General features: G+C 56.4%; 28 protein-coding genes. 15 read left to right on the forward strand and 13 right to left on the reverse strand.

The features are described 5' to 3' along the window. Positions 1-2 precede the first annotated feature (2 nt). From cbiK to C7387_RS20960, 6 genes are read left to right on the forward strand one after another with little or no spacing between them, the layout of a single operon-like run. Entirely contained in the window at positions 3-797 is a 795-nt protein-coding gene (gene cbiK, locus C7387_RS20935) for a sirohydrochlorin cobaltochelatase (RefSeq protein WP_120817411.1), read from the forward strand. Then, on the forward strand, positions 794-1507 hold the full coding sequence (locus C7387_RS20940; protein WP_006818823.1) for a cobalt-factor II C(20)-methyltransferase: 714 nt from the start codon (positions 794-796) through the stop codon (positions 1505-1507). Before cbiK ends, C7387_RS20940 begins: the two co-directional genes overlap by 4 nt. Continuing rightward, complete coding sequence (gene cbiM, locus C7387_RS20945) at positions 1504-2241, forward strand: cobalt ECF transporter S component CbiM (protein ID WP_006818824.1); 738 nt, start codon at positions 1504-1506, stop codon at positions 2239-2241. The genes C7387_RS20940 and cbiM overlap by 4 nt, the downstream gene beginning before the upstream one ends. A 1-nt stretch (position 2242) precedes the next feature. Beyond that, positions 2243-2524, forward strand: a complete 282-nt coding sequence (locus C7387_RS20950; RefSeq protein WP_006818825.1) for an energy-coupling factor ABC transporter substrate-binding protein — start codon at positions 2243-2245, stop codon at positions 2522-2524. Next, the gene (locus tag C7387_RS20955) at positions 2511-3188 is read left to right on the forward strand and encodes an energy-coupling factor ABC transporter transmembrane protein (RefSeq protein WP_006818826.1); all 678 of its coding nucleotides are present in this window, start codon (positions 2511-2513) and stop codon (positions 3186-3188) included. The genes C7387_RS20950 and C7387_RS20955 overlap by 14 nt, the downstream gene beginning before the upstream one ends. Positions 3189-3199: 11 nt before the next feature. Next, positions 3200-4030, forward strand: coding sequence for an energy-coupling factor ABC transporter ATP-binding protein (locus C7387_RS20960; protein ID WP_120817412.1), 831 nt, complete (start codon positions 3200-3202; stop codon positions 4028-4030). A 6-nt stretch (positions 4031-4036) separates the two neighbouring features. Here the strand turns inward: C7387_RS20960 and C7387_RS20965 are convergent, their stop codons facing one another. Continuing rightward, positions 4037-4915 (reverse strand): nickel/cobalt efflux protein RcnA, encoded by an 879-nt coding sequence (locus C7387_RS20965; protein WP_120817413.1) that lies wholly within the window; start codon positions 4913-4915, stop codon positions 4037-4039. 124 nt (positions 4916-5039) lie between these two features. Here C7387_RS20965 and rcnR point away from each other — a divergent pair, with 124 nt between their 5' ends. Then, positions 5040-5312, forward strand: a complete 273-nt coding sequence (gene rcnR, locus C7387_RS20970) for a Ni(II)/Co(II)-binding transcriptional repressor RcnR (protein ID WP_006818829.1) — start codon at positions 5040-5042, stop codon at positions 5310-5312. Between the two features lie 24 nt (positions 5313-5336). Here the strand turns inward: rcnR and C7387_RS20975 are convergent, their stop codons facing one another. After that, entirely contained in the window at positions 5337-5759 is a 423-nt protein-coding gene (locus C7387_RS20975; RefSeq protein WP_120817414.1) for a GFA family protein, read from the reverse strand. A gap of 223 nt (positions 5760-5982) precedes the next feature. On the opposite strand from C7387_RS20975, the gene C7387_RS20980 reads away from it, so the two are divergent. After that, a complete protein-coding gene (locus tag C7387_RS20980) occupies positions 5983-6231 on the forward strand; it encodes a hypothetical protein (RefSeq protein WP_006818832.1) in 249 nt (82 codons plus the stop codon). Then, on the forward strand, positions 6228-6443 hold the full coding sequence (locus tag C7387_RS20985) for a hypothetical protein (RefSeq protein ID WP_006818833.1): 216 nt from the start codon (positions 6228-6230) through the stop codon (positions 6441-6443). The genes C7387_RS20980 and C7387_RS20985 overlap by 4 nt, the downstream gene beginning before the upstream one ends. Before the next feature lie 153 nt (positions 6444-6596). Here C7387_RS20985 and yczR read toward each other — a convergent pair whose 3' ends face one another. Then, on the reverse strand, positions 6597-8024 hold the full coding sequence (gene yczR / locus C7387_RS20990; protein ID WP_120817415.1) for a MocR-like transcription factor YczR: 1428 nt from the start codon (positions 8022-8024) through the stop codon (positions 6597-6599). 88 nt (positions 8025-8112) lie between these two features. Here yczR and yczE point away from each other — a divergent pair, with 88 nt between their 5' ends. From yczE to C7387_RS21005, 3 genes are all read left to right on the forward strand, one after another. Continuing rightward, the gene (gene yczE / locus C7387_RS20995) at positions 8113-8706 is read left to right on the forward strand and encodes a membrane protein YczE (RefSeq protein ID WP_006818835.1); all 594 of its coding nucleotides are present in this window, start codon (positions 8113-8115) and stop codon (positions 8704-8706) included. Positions 8707-8799: 93 nt separating this feature from the next. Beyond that, complete coding sequence (locus C7387_RS21000; protein WP_120817416.1) at positions 8800-11883, forward strand: beta-galactosidase; 3084 nt, start codon at positions 8800-8802, stop codon at positions 11881-11883. 62 nt (positions 11884-11945) lie between these two features. Continuing rightward, the gene (locus C7387_RS21005) at positions 11946-12299 is read left to right on the forward strand and encodes a DUF1428 domain-containing protein (protein ID WP_006818837.1); all 354 of its coding nucleotides are present in this window, start codon (positions 11946-11948) and stop codon (positions 12297-12299) included. Between the two features lie 35 nt (positions 12300-12334). Here the strand turns inward: C7387_RS21005 and C7387_RS21010 are convergent, their stop codons facing one another. The 5 genes from C7387_RS21010 to C7387_RS21030 all read right to left on the reverse strand — a co-directional run bounded on the left by C7387_RS21010 (position 12335) and on the right by C7387_RS21030 (position 17264). After that, a complete protein-coding gene (locus C7387_RS21010) occupies positions 12335-13894 on the reverse strand; it encodes an EAL domain-containing protein (RefSeq protein WP_038254356.1) in 1560 nt (519 codons plus the stop codon). 69 nt (positions 13895-13963) lie between these two features. Then, the gene (locus tag C7387_RS21015) at positions 13964-14623 is read right to left on the reverse strand and encodes a methionine ABC transporter permease (RefSeq protein ID WP_006818839.1); all 660 of its coding nucleotides are present in this window, start codon (positions 14621-14623) and stop codon (positions 13964-13966) included. After that, complete coding sequence (locus C7387_RS21020) at positions 14620-15411, reverse strand: methionine ABC transporter ATP-binding protein (protein WP_006818840.1); 792 nt, start codon at positions 15409-15411, stop codon at positions 14620-14622. The genes C7387_RS21015 and C7387_RS21020 overlap by 4 nt, the downstream gene beginning before the upstream one ends. Beyond that, positions 15408-16214 (reverse strand): MetQ/NlpA family ABC transporter substrate-binding protein, encoded by an 807-nt coding sequence (locus C7387_RS21025; RefSeq protein WP_120817417.1) that lies wholly within the window; start codon positions 16212-16214, stop codon positions 15408-15410. The genes C7387_RS21020 and C7387_RS21025 overlap by 4 nt, the downstream gene beginning before the upstream one ends. A gap of 27 nt (positions 16215-16241) precedes the next feature. After that, entirely contained in the window at positions 16242-17264 is a 1023-nt protein-coding gene (locus C7387_RS21030; protein WP_038254363.1) for an isopenicillin N synthase family dioxygenase, read from the reverse strand. Between the two features lie 269 nt (positions 17265-17533). Here C7387_RS21030 and C7387_RS21035 point away from each other — a divergent pair, with 269 nt between their 5' ends. Both C7387_RS21035 and ykgO read left to right on the forward strand, forming a co-directional pair. Continuing rightward, positions 17534-17794, forward strand: coding sequence for a type B 50S ribosomal protein L31 (locus C7387_RS21035; protein ID WP_006818843.1), 261 nt, complete (start codon positions 17534-17536; stop codon positions 17792-17794). A gap of 2 nt (positions 17795-17796) precedes the next feature. Further along, positions 17797-17937: a type B 50S ribosomal protein L36 gene (ykgO, locus tag C7387_RS21040; RefSeq protein ID WP_006818844.1), complete on the forward strand. Its 141-nt coding sequence runs from the start codon at positions 17797-17799 to the stop codon at positions 17935-17937. On the opposite strand, the gene C7387_RS21045 is transcribed toward ykgO, so the two are convergent. Then, positions 17934-18641 carry a GNAT family N-acetyltransferase gene (locus C7387_RS21045; protein WP_038254366.1) on the reverse strand — a complete coding sequence of 236 codons (708 nt, stop codon included), beginning with the start codon at positions 18639-18641 and terminating at the stop codon, positions 17934-17936. The genes ykgO and C7387_RS21045 overlap by 4 nt on opposite strands. A 101-nt stretch (positions 18642-18742) precedes the next feature. On the opposite strand from C7387_RS21045, the gene pdxR reads away from it, so the two are divergent. Beyond that, a complete protein-coding gene (gene pdxR / locus C7387_RS21050; RefSeq protein WP_120817418.1) occupies positions 18743-20194 on the forward strand; it encodes a MocR-like pyridoxine biosynthesis transcription factor PdxR in 1452 nt (483 codons plus the stop codon). On the opposite strand, the gene C7387_RS21055 is transcribed toward pdxR, so the two are convergent. The 4 genes from C7387_RS21055 to tomB form a co-directional block, all read right to left on the reverse strand. Then, complete coding sequence (locus C7387_RS21055; protein WP_120817419.1) at positions 20169-20639, reverse strand: YlaC family protein; 471 nt, start codon at positions 20637-20639, stop codon at positions 20169-20171. The two genes, pdxR and C7387_RS21055, sit on opposite strands and share 26 nt — an antisense overlap. 93 nt (positions 20640-20732) lie before the next feature. Then, a complete protein-coding gene (maa, locus tag C7387_RS21060) occupies positions 20733-21290 on the reverse strand; it encodes a maltose O-acetyltransferase (protein ID WP_006818848.1) in 558 nt (185 codons plus the stop codon). Positions 21291-21471: 181 nt separating this feature from the next. After that, positions 21472-21690, reverse strand: a complete 219-nt coding sequence (locus C7387_RS21065) for an HHA domain-containing protein (protein ID WP_006818849.1) — start codon at positions 21688-21690, stop codon at positions 21472-21474. A 27-nt stretch (positions 21691-21717) separates the two neighbouring features. After that, positions 21718-22092 (reverse strand): Hha toxicity modulator TomB, encoded by a 375-nt coding sequence (gene tomB, locus C7387_RS21070; RefSeq protein WP_006818850.1) that lies wholly within the window; start codon positions 22090-22092, stop codon positions 21718-21720. Positions 22093-22200 lie beyond the last annotated feature (108 nt).

Genomic DNA, 22200 nt, shown 5'->3' on the forward strand with positions numbered 1-22200 from the left:
AGATGAAGAAGGCACTTCTGGTGATTAGTTTCGGCACCAGCTATCACGATACCTGCGAGAAGAACATTGTGGCCTGCGAGCGTGAGCTGGCGGCGAGCTGTCCCGATCGGCAACTGTTTCGGGCGTTCACCTCCGGGATGATTATCCGCAAACTGAAACAGCGCGATGGCATTGAAGTCGACACCCCGCTGCTGGCGCTGCAAAAGCTGGCCGAGCAGGGCTATCAGGATGTCGCGGTTCAGTCGTTGCACATTATTAATGGTGACGAATACGAAAAAATCGTGCGCGACGTGCAGAGTATGAAACCGCAGTTTTCCCGCCTGACGATTGGGGTACCGCTGCTGAGTCAGCATCACGATTACGCTCAGCTGATGCAGGCTTTACAGCAACAAATGCCATCCGTTGGCGCAACGGAAAAAGTGGTGTTTATGGGGCATGGTGCCAGCCACCACGCATTTGCCGCCTATGCCTGCCTTGATCACATGATGATGACGAAAAACTTCCCGGCCCGGATTGGCGCGGTAGAGAGCTACCCGGAGGTTGAAACGCTGATTGCAGCCCTGGGCAAAGAGGGGATAACCGCAGTTCATCTCATGCCGCTGATGCTGGTCGCCGGGGACCATGCCATTAATGACATGGCGTCCGATGATGCTGACTCATGGAAAACGCTATTTAACGCCGCCGGGATCCATGCGACGCCCTGGCTTAACGGGCTGGGGGAAAATCCGGCGGTACGGGCGATGTTTGTGGCCCATCTGCATCACGCGCTGAACATGAGCGTGGAGGCCGCGGCATGAGCGGCAAACTCTATGCGCTGAGCACCGGCCCGGGAGCCAGCGACCTGGTCACTGTGCGTGCCGCACGCCTCCTGGGCCAGCTGGATGTGCTTTACGCCCCGGCGGGGCGTAAAGGTGGCGATAGCCTGGCGTTATCGATTGTTCGTGAATACGTCGGCGCACAAACCCAGATCCGCAGTTATCACTTCCCGATGAGCGCCGATGGCGCTGAAAAAGAAGCCGTCTGGGACGAGGTGGCCTCTGCGTTAACCGCCGAGGTAAAGGCAGGGAAGCAGGTTGGATTCATCACCCTGGGGGATGCCATGTTGTTCAGCACCTGGGTGTTCTTATTGCAGCGCATCGGCCGCGTTGACTGGCTGGAGATTGTCCCTGGCGTGACGTCGTTTGCCGCTATTGCGGCACGGGCAAAAACGCCGCTGGCGATGGAGCAGCAGTCGTTGGCCGTTATCTCCTGTACCGCTCCGGAAGCGGAAATAGAGCAGGCGTTAAAACAACACGACAGCCTGGTGTTGATGAAGGTCTATGGTCGCTTTGCGCGAATGAAAGCATTACTGAAACAGGCCGGATTACTGGACTGTGCACTCATGATGTCCGAAGCCACGCTCCCCGGCGAGCAGTGCTGGCGGCATCTGGATGATGTCGAGGATCGGCAGACGTTACCGTATTTTTCGACCATCCTGGTTAACAAACAGTGGGGGAATACAGAATGAAACTTGAACAGCAGCTGAAGCAGCTGTCATTCAGCGGTCTGGCGGCAGCGCTACTGCTGATAGTCGTCCCGGAACAGGCGTTTGCGATGCACATTATGGAGGGGTTCCTACCCCCGATGTGGGCACTGGCGTGGTGGCTGCTCTTTTTACCGTGCCTGTGGTACGGGCTGGTGCGTTTGCGCCGAATCGTGCAGGAAGACAACCACCAGAAAGTCCTGTTGGCGCTGTGCGGGGCGTTTATTTTTGTCCTGTCTGCGCTGAAGATCCCGTCAGTGACCGGCAGCTGCTCACACCCGACCGGCGTTGGGTTGGCGGTGATTCTGTTTGGCCCGGGGGTGGTGGCCATCCTCGGCGCTATCGTGCTGCTGTTTCAGGCGCTGCTGCTGGCGCACGGTGGCTTAACTACGCTGGGCGCGAACGGAATGTCGATGGCGGTCATTGGCCCGATTGCTGGATATCTGGTGTGGAAAATGGCCTGTCGTGCGGGAATTCGTCGCGATGTCGGGGTGTTTCTCTGTGCCATGCTGGCTGACCTGGTGACCTATTTTGTCACTTCCGTACAGCTGGGGGTCGCCTTTCCGGACCCTGCGTCCGGCGCCACCGGCTCCATCGTGAAGTTTATGGGGATTTTCTGTCTGACGCAGATCCCGATAGCCATCGCGGAAGGGCTGTTGACCGTGATGATTTACGACCAGTTGACCAAACGTCAGTTGATTACTGCACAGGGACATTAAGATGAAAAAGACGCTGATACTGCTCGCGATGGTGATTGCGCTGGTCATCGTGCCATTCTTTGTCGATCACGGTGGCGAATTTGGTGGTTCAGACGGGGAAGCCGAAAACCAGATTCAGGTGGTGGCTCCTCATTATGAACCATGGTTCCAGCCACTGTATGAACCCGCCAGCGGTGAAATTGAAAGCCTGCTGTTTACGCTGCAGGGATCGCTGGGGGCCGCGGTGATTTTCTATATTCTGGGCTACAGCAAAGGCAGACAACGTCGTGATGACCGGTCTTGACCGACTTAGCTATCAGAGCCGCTGGTTTCATGTTGCGCCGCAGCGCAAATTCTTCTTCTGGCTGCTGCTTATTGTGCTGGCTTTTACCCTGCCTCCGCTGGGGCAGGGGATCCTGCTGGCCTTCACCGCGGCGCTGACCTGCTGGTTGCTGCGGATCTCGTTCTGGCGCTGGTGCACCTGGATGGCGCTGCCGCTCAGTTTTTTACTGATTGGCGTTCTGACTATCCTCGTGAGCATAAGCCGCGACCCACAAACGATGATGTTCGGGCTACCGCTGGGGCATTACTGGCTCGGGATCACTTCAGCAGGATCTAGCATGGCCAGCCAGACCTTCTGGCGTAGTCTGGCGGCGCTGGCGGCGACCTTCTGGCTGGTGCTGAATCTGCCATTTTCGCAGCTGATTTTGCTGCTTAAGTGGGCACGCGTGCCACGGCTTCTGACCGAGCTGATTCTGCTGACCTGGCGTTTTATTTTTATTTTGTTGGATGAAGCGCTGGCTATTCATCGCGCGCAGACGCTGCGCTTTGGCTACCGCAGCCTGCCAAACGGCTATCGCTCTCTGGCGATGCTGGTGGGAGTGCTGTTTACCCGTGTACTGATCCGCTATCAGCAGATGGCGGCAGCGCTCGACGTCAAATTGTATCAGGGTGATTTTCACCTGTAAGGGAAGGCACTATGCTTGCCACGACCGAACTTTGGTTTCGCTACCAGGATGCACAGGTTCTGAAGGGGGTGACGATGGATTTCACCTCGCAGGCCGTAACCGGGCTGGTGGGCGCCAACGGCTGCGGAAAATCCACGCTGTTTATGAATTTGAGTGGGTTATTGCGCCCGCAGCAGGGCGCGGTTCTGTGGCAGGGCAAACCACTGGATTACAGCAAACGGGGGCTTCTGGCGCTGCGGCAACAGGTGGCGACGGTTTTTCAGGATCCTGACCAGCAGATCTTTTATACCGACGTCGACAGCGATATTGCTTTTAGCTTGCGGAACCTGGGGGTGGCCGAAGCGGAGATTGCCCGCCGCGTTGACGATGCGCTCACGCTGGTTGATGCGCAGCATTTTCGCCAGCAACCGATCCAGTGCCTGAGTCATGGACAGAAAAAGCGGGTAGCGATTGCCGGTGCGCTGGTGCTGCAGGCGAAGTATCTTCTGCTGGATGAGCCCACGGCGGGGCTTGATCCCGCCGGCCGCACGCAGATGATCGAGGTGATTAAGCGCATTGTGGCCCAGGGAAATCATGTGGTTATCTCAAGCCATGATATCGATCTTATTTATGAAGTCAGTGACACCGTTTACGTGCTGCGTCAGGGAGAGGTGCGGGCAAAAGGGTCGCCGGGCGACGTTTTTGGGCGCACGGCGCTGATTCAGGAGTGCGGGCTCACTCAGCCCTGGCTGGTCAAACTGCACGGGCAGTTAGGTCTGCCGTTATGCAAAACGGAAGCTGAGTTTTTCCGCTGTATGCAGCAAGTACAGGGGGAACATGATTGTCGTTCCCCGGAACAATAAACGCTTTTAGTGCATCAACCCCGTATAGCCATGGATCCCCATATAGACTCCGACGCAGGCAATCAGCGCACTGGAAAAATACGGCGCCTTTTTGGCGATAGCGTTAAAGCCATTCCACCGTTTTGCGACCTGACGTACGCCAATGGCGGCACTGACCCCGACCGCAACCAGCGTTAACGCAAGCCCAATACTGAACGAGACGACGAGCGTGGCCCCAAGCGTTAAGGCTTTCAGCTGAATACAAATCAGCAGCACGGTAATGGCCGCGGGGCAGGGAATTAACCCGCCGGTCAGGCCAAACAGCAGGATCTGTCCATTGGTGACTTCCTGCCCGGTAAAACGGCGTTTGATGTCGTTGGCATGCGCCAGTTCATGGGCGTCCTGATACTCTTTCGACTGCTTGTCCATGTCAGTAAGCGCCGCATGCTGATGATCGTCGTGTTCATGATGATGATCGTTATGGTCATGATGATGGTCATGGTCATGGTCGTGATCGTGGTGATGCTGGTGTTCGTCCTGGCTTTGCATCTTCTGCAGCCAGTTTTGCTCTCCTTGCCAGGTTCGCCAGAACATCCAGAAAGCGGTTGCCAGAATAATCACGGCAGAGAAGATCTGTAACCACGGCTCCGCAGACTCTGCGGTGAACTTATTGCTGATATACATCCCACCAAAGGCGATTAACCAGACAATCGCGGTATGAGAGGCGGTGGCTGCAAGCCCCAGCATCACCGCCTGCCGGACGGTACCCTTAATCGCAATAATAAAGGCAGCCATCATGGTTTTTGAATGTCCCGGCTCCAGCCCGTGCAGGGCGCCAAGCAGTATTGCACTTGGGATGAAGAACCAGGCGTTTCCTTGCGAAAGTAGAGCAGTAAATTCGTTCATGAGAATAATTCTTGGTTATGGGCGACGGGCCGATCCTACTCCCCCCCAGTATAAAATACTACCCCCCAGTAGATTTAAAAGATGCTACAATCAAAGCCGTTTTTTCAGACAGTGAGGTATCACGGTGTCACATACTATCCGCGATAAACAAAAGCTGAAGGCCCGCACAAGCAAGATCCAGGGGCAGGTGGTTGCCCTGAAAAAAATGCTGGATGAGCCGCATGAGTGCGCTGCGGTTTTGCAGCAAATTGCTGCCATCCGTGGCGCGGTGAATGGGTTAATGCGTGAGGTGATTAAAGGGCATTTGACGGAACATATCGTTCATGAAGGTGACGAGGTCAGGCGCGAAGAAGATCTCGATATTGTGCTTAAGGTTCTGGATTCTTACATTAAATAGCCAAAATCTGTCGCGCCCTTACCGTCAGGATGATGAGTCTTCCGCCGCTTCGTAGCGCAGATAACCTGCCACACCGCCGCCGCCGTCTTTGGGGTGGTGGGCGCCGTTCATCACTGGAACCTCTGCAAAATCGAACGGTGAGAGTCCCTCGAGACAGGCCACGTTCACCCCAAACTGCTGCGGGTTTGAGCGACGCTGATGGAAGGTGTAGATCCCACAGACCGAGCAAAAAAAGTGCGCCGCCGTTCCCGTATTAAAGCGGTATTCCGTCAGTTTCTCTTTTCCCCTGAGGAGCGTGATCCCCGACAGCGGAGCAGAAACCGCCACCGCGCCCCGCATCCGGCAGTAAGAGCAGTTACAGCGTCGGGCGCTGTTCAGCCCATCAGATAACTGCACGGTAAATGCCACGGCACCGCAGTGACATTGCCCTGATATTTTATTTTGCATACAGAGAACTCCTTCCGGCGTTTTAAGCTATATTTAAATGTTCTGTCATTGTTTTGAAATAAAAACGTCATATTACTGTCATTATAACGTCACGAATAAAAGGCAGAGTAATTATGGGCTTATTTTTATCATTGATAAGCAAAAAATATATCTCTGGAACAAAATGTTAACTTCGTGTACTACTTATATGATCTAGCTAATTTCTTACACGGGAAGCGTTAACATGGCTACAGTGGTACTGAATGTTAAAATTGACGAGAGCTTGAAAGAAAGATTACGTCACTATGCGGAAGTTAACGACGAGAATTTAGGTACTGCAACAGAGAAACTGCTGCTGCTTGCTTTTGAAGCCGCTGCAGAGGCGGGCGTCTCGGAAGAGGATGTTGACAGTCAGCATACCGAAGAAGAAACCTTACCCCTGACTCCTAAAGAAATCAAAGCGCTACGAAAAATTCTGAAGAAGAAAAAATGAAACAGCAACCTTCAACAGCCAGCAATTATAACGAAGCCTGTGAGATGTTACGCTCGGGCTTCGTGAAGCATGTTCGCCTGAACTGGAATGTCGGCAGCGATGAGTTCTTTCGCATCGCTTCTGACTGGTGTGATACCGGGGCAAAAATCAAAAAAGACGGTGACAGTTTTATTATCTCTTTGAAAGGATTCCCTGTTCCGCGCCAGCATTAATGGCGGAGCATTCATCGCGGCATAATAAAACTGTCATATTACTGACATGCTGAACTGAGATCATGCGCTGCAATTAAAAATACCTATATCATCTCATGCTCATCACGGACGGTGATTTAGACGAACTCCGGCAGGAGTTCGTCGTTATTTTATTTAAACCAGCTTACGAATACGCGATATATTTTGTTGTCCGGCGACCGTTTCCCACAGCGGCTGCAATGTCTGAAATGCTTCCTGCAAAATGTCATCCTCAAGGGTAAACGGGATCCTCAGATAGCGATCGAAAGCCCCTGAAACGCCAAACCGTGTTCCGGTACCTAAATGAATGCCCACGCTCTCCGCCTGTGCCGCAAAACGGGTCGCCACCCTCTCCGGCAGTTCAACCCAAAAAGAGAGTCCGCCTTCCGGCAGGCAAAATCGCCATTGGGGAAACCACGTCTCCATCAACTGACGGCACATATCCCGGCGCGCTGCCAGCATACGGCGTCTGGCGGGTAGCAACTGTTGTGCGTTATCCAGTAACCAGCAGGCCGCGAGCTGCTCCAGTAGCGGAGAGCCTAAATCCAGCGTGTCGCGGGTCTGCACCAGTGAGGCTATCGTCCCTGCCGACGCGCGGATCCAGCCAAGGCGCAATCCTCCCCAGAAGCTTTTGCCGGCGGAGCCCAGCGTAATCACCGGGGCCTGCGAATCAAAAGCCGCGAGCGGTGGGGGCGGCGGTTCGTTAAACCAGAGGTCGACCATGGTTTCATCAACCACCAGCGTAGTGCGCGTACGCGCTGCGAGTCCGGCCACTGCCTGGCGCGTGGCGCTGTCCATACAACGCCCGGTGGGGTTATGGAAATCAGGCATCAGGTAGGCAAGCCGTGGGGCCGTCTGGGCGATCGCCGCTGCCATGCCATCCACGTCCCAGCCGCTTTCAGCGAGCGCGACACCCACCGGACGACACTGCGCCCCCTGAATAGCAGCCAGCGCCAGCGGATAACAGGGATTGTCGACCAGCACGCGATCGCCGGGCCCGGTCAGATGGCGCAGCACCAGCGCCAGCCCGCTCACCGCGCCGTTCACAATCATGATTTCATCTGCACGCGTTTCGAGGCCACGCTGGCTGTAGCGCGCGGCAATCGCTTCGCGCAGCGCGGGAAGGCCGTGCTGATCGTAGCCGGTGCTGCTGAGATGCTGCGGCAGGGCGGTCAGGGCATGGCTGAAAGCCTGGTGGATTTCCGGCCCGGCCGCCAGCGCGGCGGTGGAGAGATCCAGCGCCACCGCACCGGACATTCTGCCCGGGATCTGCGGGCTTTGCGCCGGCAGCATCACGGTTGAACCGCTACCGTGGCGGCTGACGATGTATCCCTCCTCGCGAAGCTGTCCCAGCGCGGTGGCGATAGTGGTACGGCTGACGGCGAGGGCGCTCGCCAGCTCACGCTCGCCCGGCAGACGGCTGTTCAGCGGCAGACGACCGTCGAGGATCAGCAAACGCAGAGCATCGACCAACTGCCGCCAGAGCGGAGTACGGGAAGGGGATCCCTGCCAGTGGCCCAGCAGGCGCACCAACGATTGACTGGTTGAACGACGAGATGACATAGCAGTCCACTTTGTAAAAACTGGTCATTAATAATAAGTCCAGTTTTGCGGATGATGAAAGCACTGACTGCTTACTCTTAGGTGAATTATGGGACACCGCCTGCTGCAACTGTATATCGGACTGGTTTTATATGGGCTATCGATAGCCCTGTTCGTCCGGGCTGATTTAGGGCTCGATCCGTGGGACGTCTTTCACCAGGGCGTTGCCTTTCTGCTGTCGATGAAAATCGGCCAGGTGGTGATCCTGACCGGGGTACTGGTACTGCTACTGTGGATCCCGATGCGGCAAAAACCGGGGCTCGGCACCGTCAGCAACGTGATTGTGCTGGGGCTGGTGGCGGATGCGGCGCTGGCGGTGATGCCGCCGGTGACCAACCTGACGCTGCAGATCCTGCTGCTGGTGCTGGCAGTGGTGATGAACGCGCTGGCGACCTCGCTGTATATCGGTGCCGGGTTTGGTGCAGGCCCGCGTGATGGACTGATGACCGGCCTGCATGCCCGCACCGGTTGGTCCGTACGCGCTATCCGAACCAGCATTGAGATTTCGGTGCTGCTGATAGGCTGGCTGCTGGGCGGATCGGTTGGACCGGGGACGCTGTTTTACGCGCTGGCGATTGGCCCGCTCATCCAGCTGTGCCTGCCGTGGTTCCGCCGTCAACCTCCCCGAATAGCGGCGACGTGATCTGACTCTCCTCCTGCGATGGCGCTGCTTTACCGGCGGCGCCGAACACGGCAATGTGGTTGAAAATAATACGTGTTTCGCAATGAGGCTATTATGAAGTCACACCTGACGCTGCAGGCGCTGGTCGCGCGTCGCGACTGGGAAAATCCGCTGGTGACCAGCTGGCACCGACTGCCCGCTCATGCGCCATTTAACAGCTGGCGGGAGCCGGACAACGCCCGCCAGGATTCCTCCTCCGCCAGCCGCCGATCGTTGAACGGTGAGTGGTGTTTTTCATTCTACGCCGCTCCCGAGATGGTGCCTGAACGCTGGGTAAGCCAGGATGAACCGAACGCGGTAACCCTGCCTGTGCCCTCCAACTGGCAACGACAGGGTTTTGATACCCCCATCTACACCAACGTAACCTATCCGATCCCGGTGACGCCGCCGCAGGTACCTGCAGAAAACCCGACCGGCTGCTACTCGCGTACGTTTAGCGTGGATGCGCAATGGCTCGCCTCCGGCCAGACGCGGATCATCTTTGACGGCGTCAATTCCGCGTTCCATCTCTGGTGTAACGGTCAGTGGGTGGGATACTCCCAGGACAGTCGCCTGCCGGCGGAGTTTGATCTTAGCCACGTGCTACAGCCCGGCGAAAACCGGCTGGCGGTAATGGTGCTGCGCTGGTGCGACGGTAGCTACCTGGAAGATCAGGATATGTGGCGGATGAGCGGTATCTTCCGCGACGTAACGTTACTGCATAAACCGCTGCTGCATATTGCTGACTATCACCACACGACCGAACTTAGCGCTGATTTCCGGCGCGCGACGCTGCACACGCACGTGACGTTACAGGGAGAGGCGCTGGCGACCGCCGCGGTCGACATCACGCTCTGGCAGGGTGAACGTCAGATTGTACACGGGCACCTGCATCCGGGAACCCCTCCGGTGGATGAGCGTGGCAGCTGGGCCGAACGGCTCTCTTTGTCGTTGGCAGTGGATGAGCCTCTGTTATGGAGCGCCGAAACGCCGCACCTGTATCGCCTGGTGGTGACCCTGTACGACGCCCAAGGGAACGTTCAGGAAAGCGAGGCCTGTGACGTCGGTTTTCGTCAGGTCGATATCCGTCAGGGATTGCTCAGGCTTAACGGTAAACCGCTGCTCATTCGCGGCGTCAATCGCCATGAGCATCATCCTGAACTCGGTCAGGTGGTGGACGAAGCCACCATGCGCCGTGATATCGAGCTGATGAAACAGCATAATTTTAACGCGGTGCGCTGCTCGCATTACCCTAACCATCCGCTGTGGTACCGGCTGTGCGATCGTTACGGCCTGTATGTGGTGGATGAAGCCAATATTGAAACCCATGGTATGGTGCCGATGAGCCGCCTCGCGGACGATCCTGGCTGGCTGCCCGCCATGAGCGAACGCGTAACCCGAATGGTGATTCGCGACCGTAATCATCCGTCTGTCATCATCTGGTCTCTGGGCAATGAATCTGGTCACGGTGCCAGTCACGATGCGCTGTATCGCTGGCTCAAAACCACCGATCCTACCCGGCCGGTACAGTACGAGGGCGGCGGCGCCAATACGGCCGCCACGGATATTGTCTGCCCGATGTATGCCCGCGTTGACCAGGATCAGCCGTTCCCGGCGGTGCCGAAATGGTCAATTAAAAAGTGGGTCGGTCTGCCGGAAGAATCACGCCCGCTTATCCTCTGCGAATACGCGCACGCGATGGGCAACAGCTTTGGCGGTTTTGCCAAATACTGGCAGGCGTTTCGCGACTATCCGCGCCTGCAGGGCGGGTTTGTCTGGGACTGGGTGGATCAGGCGCTGACGAAAACCGACGATGACGGCAACCCTTACTGGGCCTACGGCGGCGACTTTGGTGATACGCCAAACGACCGCCAGTTCTGCATGAACGGCCTCGTTTTCCCTGACCGGACGCCGCATCCGGCGCTGTATGAAGCGCAGCGGGCGCAGCAGTTCTTCCAGTTCCGCCCGGTCAGCGTAACGCCGCTGGTGCTGGAGGCCACGAGTGAATACCTGTTCCGTACCAGCGACAACGAGCAGCTGCGCTGGTGGCTAAGCGTGGACGGCGAAACGCTGGCGCAGGGGGAAATGACGCTGGCGCTCCCGCCGGAAGGGAAACAGCAGTTCACCCTCGATATACCTGTGCTTGCCGCAATCGCCGGTGAATACTGGCTGAACGTTGAGGTTTTCCAGCGGGATGCTACGCCATGGTCGGCAGCCAACCATCTTTGCGCCTGGGATCAGTGGCTGCTGCCGTCGCCGCTGGCGCTGCCGGAGATCCCGGTAAAATCCGGCGTTGCGCCGGAACTGCACATCAGCGACAGCGCCTGGGAGGTTGTTGCAGGGCAGCAGCGCTTGCAGTTCTGCCGCGAAAGCGGCGATTTGCTGCAGTGGTGGTGCGATGGACAACCGACCCTGTTAACGCCGTTGCAGGATAATTTTACCCGTGCCCCGCTGGATAACGATATTGGCGTCAGCGAAGTCACGAAAATCGATCCTAATGCCTGGGTGGAGCGCTGGAAGGCGGTAGGGATGTACGAGATGACCTGCTCATTGCTTCATGCTCAGGCAACGCGATACGACCATGAGGTGATGGTGGAAACTCACCAGGCCTGGTGCTATCAGGAAAAGGTGTTGTTTATCAGCCACAAGCGGCTACGTATCGACAGCGACGGCGTGTTGCATGGTGAGGTGACGGTGACCGTTGCGAGCGATATTCCGGCCCCGGCGCGCATTGGTCTTAGCTGCCAGCTGGCGGCGGTGGAAAGTGAGGTGAGCTGGCTGGGATTAGGGCCGCATGAAAACTATCCGGACCGCCTGCTTGCCGCACGACATGGGCGCTGGACGCAGCCGCTCGCGGCAATGTCGACACCGTATATTTTCCCGACGGAAAATGGTTTGCGCTGCCATACCCGTGAGCTGCGCTATGGAATGCATCGGCTGAAGGGGGATTTCCATTTTGGTATCGGTCGTTACAGCCAGCGGCAACTGCGGGAGACCACTCACCAGCATCTGCTCAGTGAAGAGGCCGGTAGCTGGTTGAATCTGGACGCTTTCCACATGGGCGTGGGCGGCGACGACTCCTGGAGCCCCAGCGTAGCGCCGGAGTTTCTGCTCGCGAAACGCCGCGTGAATTACGCGTTCTGCTGGCAGCAGGGCTAAACTTATCAGCGCCAGATGCGGGCAGAGACGCTGTCCGCGCTGTTCACTTCGGAGGTTATCTCATGAAGTATGTTGATGGTTATGTTGTCGCCGTACCTGCGTCAAATAAGGAGGCGTATATCAGGATGGCGGCAAAAGCCGCGCCATTGTTTAAAGAGTTTGGCGCAACCCGCGTGGTGGAGTGCTGGGCGGAAGATGTTCCCGAAGGAAAGCTGACGGATTTTCGTATGGCGGTGAAAGCCGAAGATCACGAAGAGGTCGTTTTCAGCTGGATTGAATACCCTTCAAAAGAGGTAAGGGATGCCGCGAACGCCAAATTAATGGCCGATCCGCGGATGAAGGAGTTCGGCGAAAACATGCCGTTTGACGGCAAGCGCATGATCTACGGTGGCTTCGCCCCGATGCTTGACGAGTAGCGTCTCCTGGCTGTGCGGCGTGGCCGCCAGCCAGCTTAGTGCAGTTTAAGATTGGCTTCTGCCCAGAGAATAAATTCCGCCTTTGGCAACGCCTTACTGTACAACCACCCCTGGCCATACTGCACGCCGTGGGTCCGCAGCCAGTCGCGCTGCGCCGGGGTTTCTACCCCTTCGGCCACCATGTCTAAGCCCAGTGATTTGGCGATTTCGATGATGTGCGGCGTCACCTGTTTATACTCCAGCGCATCAACGAACGACTTGTCTATTTTCAGTGTATCGACGTTCAGATCCTGCAGATATCTCAGGCTGGAATAGCCGGTGCCAAAGTCATCGATATACACCGCATGACCATTTTTGCGAAATTTATCCAGTACGGGACCGGTTTTTTTCGGATCGGCGAAGCCGCGTTCGGTGAGCTCCAGTGCGACCTGTGAAGGCTTTACTTGCCACTGATTGAGCTGCTTGCTGAGAAGCCCCGGCAACGCGGGCGACATTAAATCCGCCACCGAGAGATTAATTGAGATGTGTAGTTCCGGATTCTGATGCAGCCATTTGCCGAGATCGTGGAAGACGTTCCAGATAATTCTTTCCGTCAGTTGGGTGATGAGCCCGGTTTGCTCCGCCAGCGGAACAAAAATCTCCGGCGACAGCCAACTGCCATCCGGCTGTTGCCAGCGGGCCAGCGCTTCAGCGCCGACGATCCTCCCGGTGTGGAGCGAGACGATAGGCTGATAGTGCACCACGATATCGTTGGCATTAATGGCATCCTGCATTCGGTGATGCGGTGATTGCAGGCGGCGCAGCAGATGGACGAAGAAAAAACAGAGCAGCACGCTGACCAGAATGCCGATAGGCAGCCATAAACCGAGCTGCCGGTACCACTGAATTTCCAGCGGTTTCACCGAAGACCAGGTGAGGATGGCGATGCCGAGGTCGGGATACTGCCTCAGGTTGTAGACGGTGTTGTCCTGGCGCAGGGTGCTGAGTTTTTTGTCGACCATTTTCTGCCAGATGGCAATGTCGACGGGCTGGCTTTTGGCAATGACTTCCTGATGATTGATCCCGATGAGGGCGGCATAAATAGTGGTACTGCTGGAGGGAAGCACATCAATCAACGACGCGGGGTTTATCATCACCATATAGTGTTCTGAACCGAGCGCCGTCATTGGATGGCTGATCCCCAGATCGCTGAGATCGGTATACCAGGCTTTGTAGCCATCGGGCGTCATTCGTTCAGGGGGAGGGAACTTCACCGACTCGCTGATATTCTCAAGCGAAGAACAGCGCGGCACCGAGTCTTCAACCCACAAAATTTCCTGAACGTAACGGAAAAGGTAAGAGATTTTACGCATGTTGCGCAGGTGGTCTTCCGAGCAGGCGGCGCCTTTGAACTGCTCCGCCTGATTAAGCGCCGCTTTTGCCTGCTCGGTAACCCGCATGGTGCGGGTCAATACCCGCGAAGTATAGGAATCCAGTTCCTGGGTGAACTGCTCGTTCGCCTGGCGGTTAGCCAGCCAGATGCTCAGCATGATAGGCAGGAACACCGAAATTATCAGCACTCCTGTCACCAGACCCACCAGGTGTCGCGTCGTCACAGCACTGTCCTTATAAAATGCTGATAAGTGCTTATGATTATACGCGATAGTGGAAAAAGCTCATGCGAATTAGCGGCGATGAGCCAGCGATCGGACCAGCCTGTCACCCGCCATTTGGATCCCTTGCACCAGCAGCACGAGAATAATCACCGTTCCCGCCATCATCTGGTTGTTGAATCGCTGATAGCCGTAGCGAATCGCCAGATCCCCGAGGCCACCGCCGCCGATAACCCCAGCCATGGAGGAGAATCCCACCAGCATGACCACGGTCAGGGTGATCCCTGCCAGCAGGGTGGGTAGCGCCTCCGGAAGCAGCGCTTTAGCGATCACCTGCCAGACGCTACCGCCCATCGACAAAATGGCTTCAATCCGTCCGTAATCCACTTCGTCCAGTGCGTTCTCGGTGAGTCGGGCAAAGAACGGGATCGCGCCAAGCGTGATGGGGACGATCGCCGCTGTACTGCCCAGGGTGGTACCCACCAGCAGGCGGGTGAATGGGATCATCGCGATCAGCAAGACGATAAACGGCAGGGAGCGGCCGACGTTGATAATCGTGCCAAGCACCGTGTTAAGACCCGGTAACGGCAGCAGGCCGTTGCGGCGGGAGATAAACAGCACGACGCCAACAGGTAAGCCAATCAGCACCGTGAACAGCGCGGCCAGTCCAACCATGTAGAGCGTTTCCAGCGTGCCGTCGAGCAGTACGGGCCATAAATCTTCCCAGCTCATGCGACTTCCCATAATTGCCTCCGGTCAAGGTGATGACGGGCAAGAAAACGGCGTTCAGCATCCGGATCACCCAGCAGCGACTGGCGCAGGCGCGACCACGGCGACAGCAGCAGGTCGGCGATTTTACCGTTTTCGACCAGTTTCCCGTGTTCCAGCAATGCGGCGTGATCGCACAGGGTTTTCACCACCTCCAGTTGATGAGTAATGAGGACGATGGTCAGCCCCAGCTGCTGGTTTATTTCTTCCAGCAGCGCCAGCACCGACGCGGTGGTTTCTGGATCCAACGCGCTGGTGGCCTCGTCACAGAGCAGCACGTCGGGGCGTGTCGCCAGCGCGCGGGCAATGCCCACCCGCTGTTTTTGCCCACCGGAGAGTTGAGACGGGAACGCGTGCGCTTTATCACTCAACCCAACCAGTGCGAGCAGCTCGGCGACCCGTGCTTTACGCTGGCTGGAAGGGGTTCCGGCGATCTCCATCGGGACCGCGATGTTGTCCGCCACGTTGCGCGAGTGCAGTAGATTAAAGTGCTGAAAAATCATTCCAGTCTTCAGCCGGTGGGCGCGCAGCGCCGCGCCGTTGAATTGACTGATATCTTCGCCGTTGAAGAGAATGCGGCCCGTCGTGGGCCGCTCCAGCAGATTCAGGCAGCGGATAAACGTACTTTTCCCGGCGCCGCTGCGCCCAAGAATGCCGTATACCGCCCCCTGCGGAATATCGAATGAAATATCACTTAGCGCCGGCTGGCCACCTCCGGCATACCGCTTGCTCAGCCCGTCAATCTGGATCATGACTGCGGCGTCGCGACGGGGATCACTGAGCCGTTATAGTGCTGGCGAATAAACTCCGCCACCTGCGGTGACGCCAGATCTTTGGCCAGTGCTTTAATACGCGGGTCGTTCGCCAGCGCGGGCGTAGTGACCAGAATATTGGCATATGGATTATGCTCAGCTTTCTCCAGCCCCAGCGCATCCTTCGCCGGGGATAACCCCGCTTCGAGGGCGTAGTTGCCGTTAATCACCGCCAGATCCACATCGTCGAGCGAGCGGGGGATCTGCGGTGATTCGATTTCGAGGATCTTCAGTTTCTTCGGATTTTCCGCAATATCCTTCGGCGTGGCGAGCGTGCTTGCCGGATCGGTGAATTTCGCGTTGAGCTTGATAAGCCCCTGGCTTTGCAGCAGGAACAGCGCGCGGCTCAGGTTGGTGGCGTTATTCGGCACCGCCACGGTGGCGCCTTCCGGTACTGAGGCGAAGTCTTTGTGCTTGCGGGAATAGATCCCGAGCGGCTCAATATGCACCGTTGCCGCCACGACAAAGGTTTTGCCAAGCGCTTTTTCCTGATCCTTCAGGTAGGGCACATGCTGGAAGTAGTTGGCATCAACGTCACCGTTGGCGAGCAGTTCGTTGGCGTTAACGCCGCTGGTGAGCTCAACGATTTTCAAATCCAGCTTCGGATCCTGTTTTTTAATAAAGTTCAGGATCTCGGCATGTGGCACCGGGTCGGCGGCGATACGCAGTGCTTCTGCCTGAACGTTGGCTGCCAGAGCCAGGGACAGCGCGATCCCGGCCAGAGCGAATGTGGCTTTTTTCATCGTTGTATTCCTGTGTAGTGGTTGGGGTCAGGCAATCAGTTGTTCGGTGCGTTCACGCAGCACGTCGCGGTAATAGCGTTCCGCCACGTCCGGATGCGAGCGCAGGCGACCTTTGAGATAGTTCCAGCCAACGTCGCGCAGCAGCGGGTTTTGCGGATCGCTTTGCGGGCCGTGGGCTTCACGAGCCAGAGCTTCCGGCAGCTGGTACACCGGCACCACCGCATCCAGCTGTGCGCCGAGGAAAAAGGCAATCGACAGGCGTTCTTGTCCGGCTGGCGGCGAAACCACGCGGTGCACGGTGGCGCGCAGGTAGCCATTGGTGGCAAGCTCCAGCAGCTCGCCAATGTTGACGACGAAGCTGCCCGCAAGCGGTGCCGCGTCTATCCACTCTCCTTCACTGACTTCAACCTGCAGCCCTTTTTGTTCATCCTGCAGCAGGAAGCTCAGAAAGCCGGAGTCCTTGTGCGCGCCAACGCCCTGACGGCTCTCCTGCTGACCGGGGTAACGAATCAGCTTGATGTGCTCATTCGGCTTTTCGCCATACAGCGCATCGAAGGCGTTTACCGGCAGGGAGAGCGCTTCGGCAAAGGCGCGTAGCAGTTCTATTGCCATGCCGGTCATCGACTGCTGCCACTCCAGCAGCACCGGGCGCAGCTGCGGCAGGTCACCCGGCCACAGGTTTGGCCCCTGTAAGCGCTGCCAGCGCGGGGCATTTTCCGTCAGGGTAATCGCCTGGCGTTCAGCGCCGATATCGAACTGTTCCCGCCAGTCAGGCTGCCCGCGCGTCAGCTCGGAGGCCGCCCGGTTGTAGCCACGAAAATGCGGGGAGTGGATCATCGCGACCTGCTGTTTTTGCTGGTCGTTAAGCGCGAAGAAATGGCGGGCTTCCTGTGAAACAGCCTGCTGCAGCGCTTCAGAAATACCGTGGTGGGTAAGATAGAAGAAGCCAACGTCACGGGCGGCGTGGCGTAGCGCTTGTAAAAACGCCGGGCGCTCGGCCGGATTATGGTAGTGCGAAAAGTCCAGAATGGGCAGGGAGGTGGTACTCATTGTTATCTCCAGAGAGCGTTGAATTAGAGGTGTTTTCGTCTTCTTTCGATGATGGATAACAACAACAGCGCTGCATGGTTAACTCCTCCAGATTAGGTCTGTAGGTGAGAGTGCCTGAAGGCGGCGTACGCGACCAATACCGTTATTTTCTAATTTATGTCTGTGCGGGGTTCAGTGCTTTTGCGAAAACTGCATAAAGCGCAGGGTTGATCTTTGTGCGCTATAGCGGTACTTTATTGTTATGTTATAACATATGAATTGAGGCTGATATGAAAGCAGATATCCATCCGTATTACCGTACCGTGGTATTCCATGACACCAGTGCTAACGAGTACTTCAAGGTGGGATCGACCATTAAAACGGAACGGGAAATTGAGCTGGAAGGGGTGAAATATCCGTATGTCACCATTGAGGTGTCTTCGAAGTCGCACCCGTACTACACCGGCAAACAGAAGACCTTTAATAATGAAGGCAGCGCAGCGCGGTTCCGTCAGCGCTACAGCGGTTTTCTTGATGCGAAACGGGGATAACCATGCAGGTACTGAATTCATTACGTAGTGCAAAACAGCGCCACCCGGACTGCCAGATAGTCAAACGCAAAGGCCGTTTGTACGTTATCTGCAAAAGCAATCCACGCTTTAAAGCGGTCCAGGGGCGCAAGAAAAAACGTTAGTTGTCAGCTCGCCAACTTTCCAGGGACTTTATCTGCTTGCCGTCGGCGGTAAAATTGTCGGCGGCAAGCCATTTCCGAAATGCCTTATCCAGCGCAGGCCACTCGCTATCAATAATCGAGAACCAGTCGGTATCGCGGTTATGACCTTTCACCACCAGCACCTGACGGAACTGCCCCTCATACTGGAACCCCAGGCGGAGAGCCGCTTTGCGTGACGGCTCGTTATGGCTGTTGCATTTCCACTCGTAACGACGGTAGCCCAGAGTGTCAAAAACGTAGCTCATCAGTAGCCATTGCGCTTCCGTCGACAGCGCGGTGCGGCTCATTAGCGGTGAAAAGTGTACGTGACCGACTTCCACCACGCCGTTTGCGGCGTCGATACGCATCAGCGCCAGCGATCCAACCGGAGCACCGCTCTGTTTATCGATAATCGCAAAATGGATGGGATCCTGCAGCGCATAAACGCTTTCCACCCAGCGGGCAAACTCTTCCACACTGTTTTCCGGATCCCTCGGCAGCCAGGTCCAGGCGCGGGTATCGCCTGCCAGCAGGTGAGCCGTGTAAAGCGCACTCGCGTGGCGAGGATGCAGAGGCTCCAGGCGGCACAGGCGGCCCTCAATGACTACGCGCTCCGGGTAGGGGCGCGGCTGCCAGTCGGGAAGCGCATCGCCCACCGGTTGACCAAACTGATTCAATTGACTCATGACGAATATCCTTTAGTGAACGGTGCTTGTGAGCGTATGCTGATGGTGGTTCTGTAAAAAGTGCCATGATGAATCAATCTGATGGTACCACGAGGTGATAAGTGAACATTCCCGACGACGCGTTTTATACCCTGCTGAACCAGGCGCTTGCTCAGCGCGGCGAAGAGACGCTGCAGCGCGCGTTATACCACGCGTTACAGGAGGCGATTCTGCGCGGCACGCTAGGGGCCAAAAGCCGGCTACCGGGGTCACGGGCGATGGCGCAAACGCTCACTGTCTCGCGTAATACGGTCAACGGTGCGCTGGAACAGCTGGCGACGGAGGGCTATCTGCTTCGCGACAGGCAGGGCTCACGGGTGGCGATACTGCCGCAGCGCCCGGTCGTGGACGCGCCCGAGCCGCCGGCCGTCAGGCTACCGCCTCACCTCGCGAGGCTGCCCGCCGGGACGCAGCGTGATTCCCCCACGCTGATGCTGACGCCGGGCACGCCGGCGGTGAACTATTTCCCATTACCGCTGTGGCGGCGGATCATTGACCGTACGCTGCGTGAGGAAGGGAGCGCGCTGCTGGGCTATGGCGATTCCGCCGGAGAGATGCGCCTGCGTGAAGCCATTGCCCGGCACCTGACGCTCTCGCGGGCGATCTCCTGTGACGCCAGCCAGATTGTGATCACTGAAGGGGCGCTTGAAGGGTTAACTCTGTGTGCCCGACTGTTGAGCGAAGCAGGTGAAACCGCCTGGGTGGAAGAGCCGGGCTATGTCGGGGCGAAAAGCGCCTTTTTGTCTGCTGGTCTGCACGTGGTGGGGATCCCGGTGGGTGAAGAGGGCATGCAGCCTGAGGGAAATGCGCCGCTGCCGCGTCTTATTTTTACCTCGCCATCGCATCAGTATCCGTATGGCACGGTGCTGAGCGCCTCCCGACGTCTGGCGCTGCTGGAGTTTGCCCGCAAGCAGGGGGCGTGGATCGTGGAAGATGATTATGACAGTGAGTTTCGCTACAGCGGCGAGCCCATTCCGGCGATGCTTGGAATGATGGAGAACGCGCCGGTGGTGTATCTTGGCACATTCAGCAAGACGCTGTTTCCGGCGCTGCGCATTGGTTTTATGGTGATGCCAAAGGTGCTGGCCGCGGCGGTGCAGCCGCTGATTAGTTCACTGCTTCGCGGCGGCCACCGCACAGAACAAGTGGCGCTGGCGCATTTCATTGAAGAAGGACATTATGCGCGCCACCTGGCCTCGATGCGCCGTTTGTATCGTAAACGGCAGCTACAACTGCGCGAGGCGATTGGCCGCGAGCTTTTATTCCCGCATCAGATTATCGGCGGCGGTGGCGGGATGCATTTAACGGTACAGATCGACGGGATTGATGATGTGGCGGTGGTACAGCAGGCACGGCAGTATCAGCTGGCCCCAGCGGCGCTGAGCCGTTTCTGGCTGGATGAGACCGAGGCGCGTAGCGGCCTGGTGCTGGGGTATGGCAGTACGTCCGCTTCGCAGTTTCCGGCTGCGCTGCGGACGTTGCAGCAAATTATGCGGCGCTGCCGACGCGGGTAAGGCTGAAGACGTCGTAGAAAGAGAGTTCGCCTTTGGTGGCAATCATCTTCTGCAGCTGTGATTTCTGCTGTTTAGCAACGCCCGGCGATTGCAGGATGCTGTCGATGAGCTGCGTTGGCACAAAGCGGGTGTTGTACCATTCACCGTTATAGCAAACGCGAAAATCGAGGACGTCGATATCTTCGTAGCGATAGCGTGGGTAAACGTCAAAAAAGAAGAAGGCGTTCAGCACGATAAACAGCACCACCAAAAGCCAGACGGAGTCGACCAGGGTTTCCGAGCGCAGCATGACAATTAATGTCGCGAGGAACGCCGCATACATGCCGAGAAACAGGCCGGGGTGGTTGCGAATAAAGCTGATACTAAAGCGCGGCCGGTTGTCGCGCTTTTCCTGAAGATTAAGCTCATCAATAGTGTTGGTGAGCAGTCGCTGGATCTCTGTCATCCGGACCTCGGGTTCTGCAGATAATAACAATGTATTTTATGTTGCAGTAACCGATGCGAAAAGTAACAGATTAGTTGCAGAAAACCATAACAGTTACTGATTCAGCCACTTTATGACCCGAGCCGGGTTACCCCCGACCACCGCGTTGGCGGGGACATCTTTAACGACTACCGCGCCAGAAGCAATCACCGCGTTGTCGCCGATGGTGACCCCTGGGTTAATCACCGCGCGACCGCCAATCCATACGTTATCACCAATCACGACCGGTTTTCCGAACTCCAGCCCGCTGTTACGCTCGGTGGCGTCGAGAGGGTGGGTGGCGGTGTAGATATGGACGCCCGGCGCCAGCATGCAGTTGTCGCCGATGCGAATCGGGCAGACATCAAGCATCACGCAGTCGAAGTTAGCGTAGAAATTGCTGCCAACAAAAATGTTGTAGCCATAATCGCAGCGGAAAGTCGGTTCAATATAAGCATCGCGGGCGTCACCCAGCAGCTCATGCAGCAGGGCGCTGCGTTCGGCACGTTCATCAGGTGCGCTGTGGTTGTAGCGATGAATCAACTGACGCGCCCGCAGACGATCGGCCCGTAGCGTTTCATCGCCGGGGCGGTAGGGTTCGCCATTGATCATCTTATGTTTTTCTTCACTCATCCTTTTTCTCCCGTCAAGGTACGGGACTACAGTAAAGGCTGACAGTCAAGAAGGGAACGTTCCCGCCACGTTGCTGTGATAACAGTCACATTACCAGTCAGTTCCGGAAATGAAGACGCAAAGCTATCGCAGCCAGGGCAGACATAACAGAGGTAAAGTTTAAGAGGTGATAGCCTTGTGATTAACGAATGAACTTCCATACCGAAGTGGGGATCTTGTCGTAGAGTTTATTCATGGTCAATTCAGCCAGACGATGATCGGCGGCTGAGTAAAATACCGCCAGCTCATTGTCAGAAAGTTCATATTTATTTTTTTCAATAACACGCTCCAGCGTGTCAATAGACTGACAACGTCGCAGTCGCATCAAATAATCAGTTTTAGTTAATGGTTTATCTGTCATAAATTTACCTTTTTGATTGTAATAATTCTAACACGAAAGACTCACCGGGTTGGCGCGACTTACATTAGTAAAACAGCGGAACAAACGATTTCCGGACTTTCGCCATTTCTGTAAGTCTTCAGCATTAATGCCATAGTTACTGAACAACATAAAAGTGTCGTCCAGGTATTCATCAATCTGAGTTATCAGTTTATTGTCTTCGTTGTACTTAATCTTGTAATTCAACGCGAAGGTCGCGATGTGCTCAAGCAGTTCGTTTAGCTGGAGATTCCCCGCCGAGGTTGGGTCATTAACCCAGCCATGGTTGCTCTCCTCAAGGTTAGCAAGGCAGTCATGATACAGGGTTTCGCAGAGAAATTTAAGCTGCGCGATATCATGTCTTTTTGGCGAATATTCGTCCATAACGCATCCCCTTATGAGTGGTATACACAACGACGATCAAACACCGTTACGGGATGGAGACTACTTACTGACCTGATACATTAGCGGTAATCCTGTTAATGATTACTA

It is taken from the genome of Yokenella regensburgei, from assembly GCF_003634235.1.
In the GTDB taxonomy this organism is placed as follows: Bacteria; Pseudomonadota; Gammaproteobacteria; order Enterobacterales; family Enterobacteriaceae; genus Yokenella; species Yokenella regensburgei.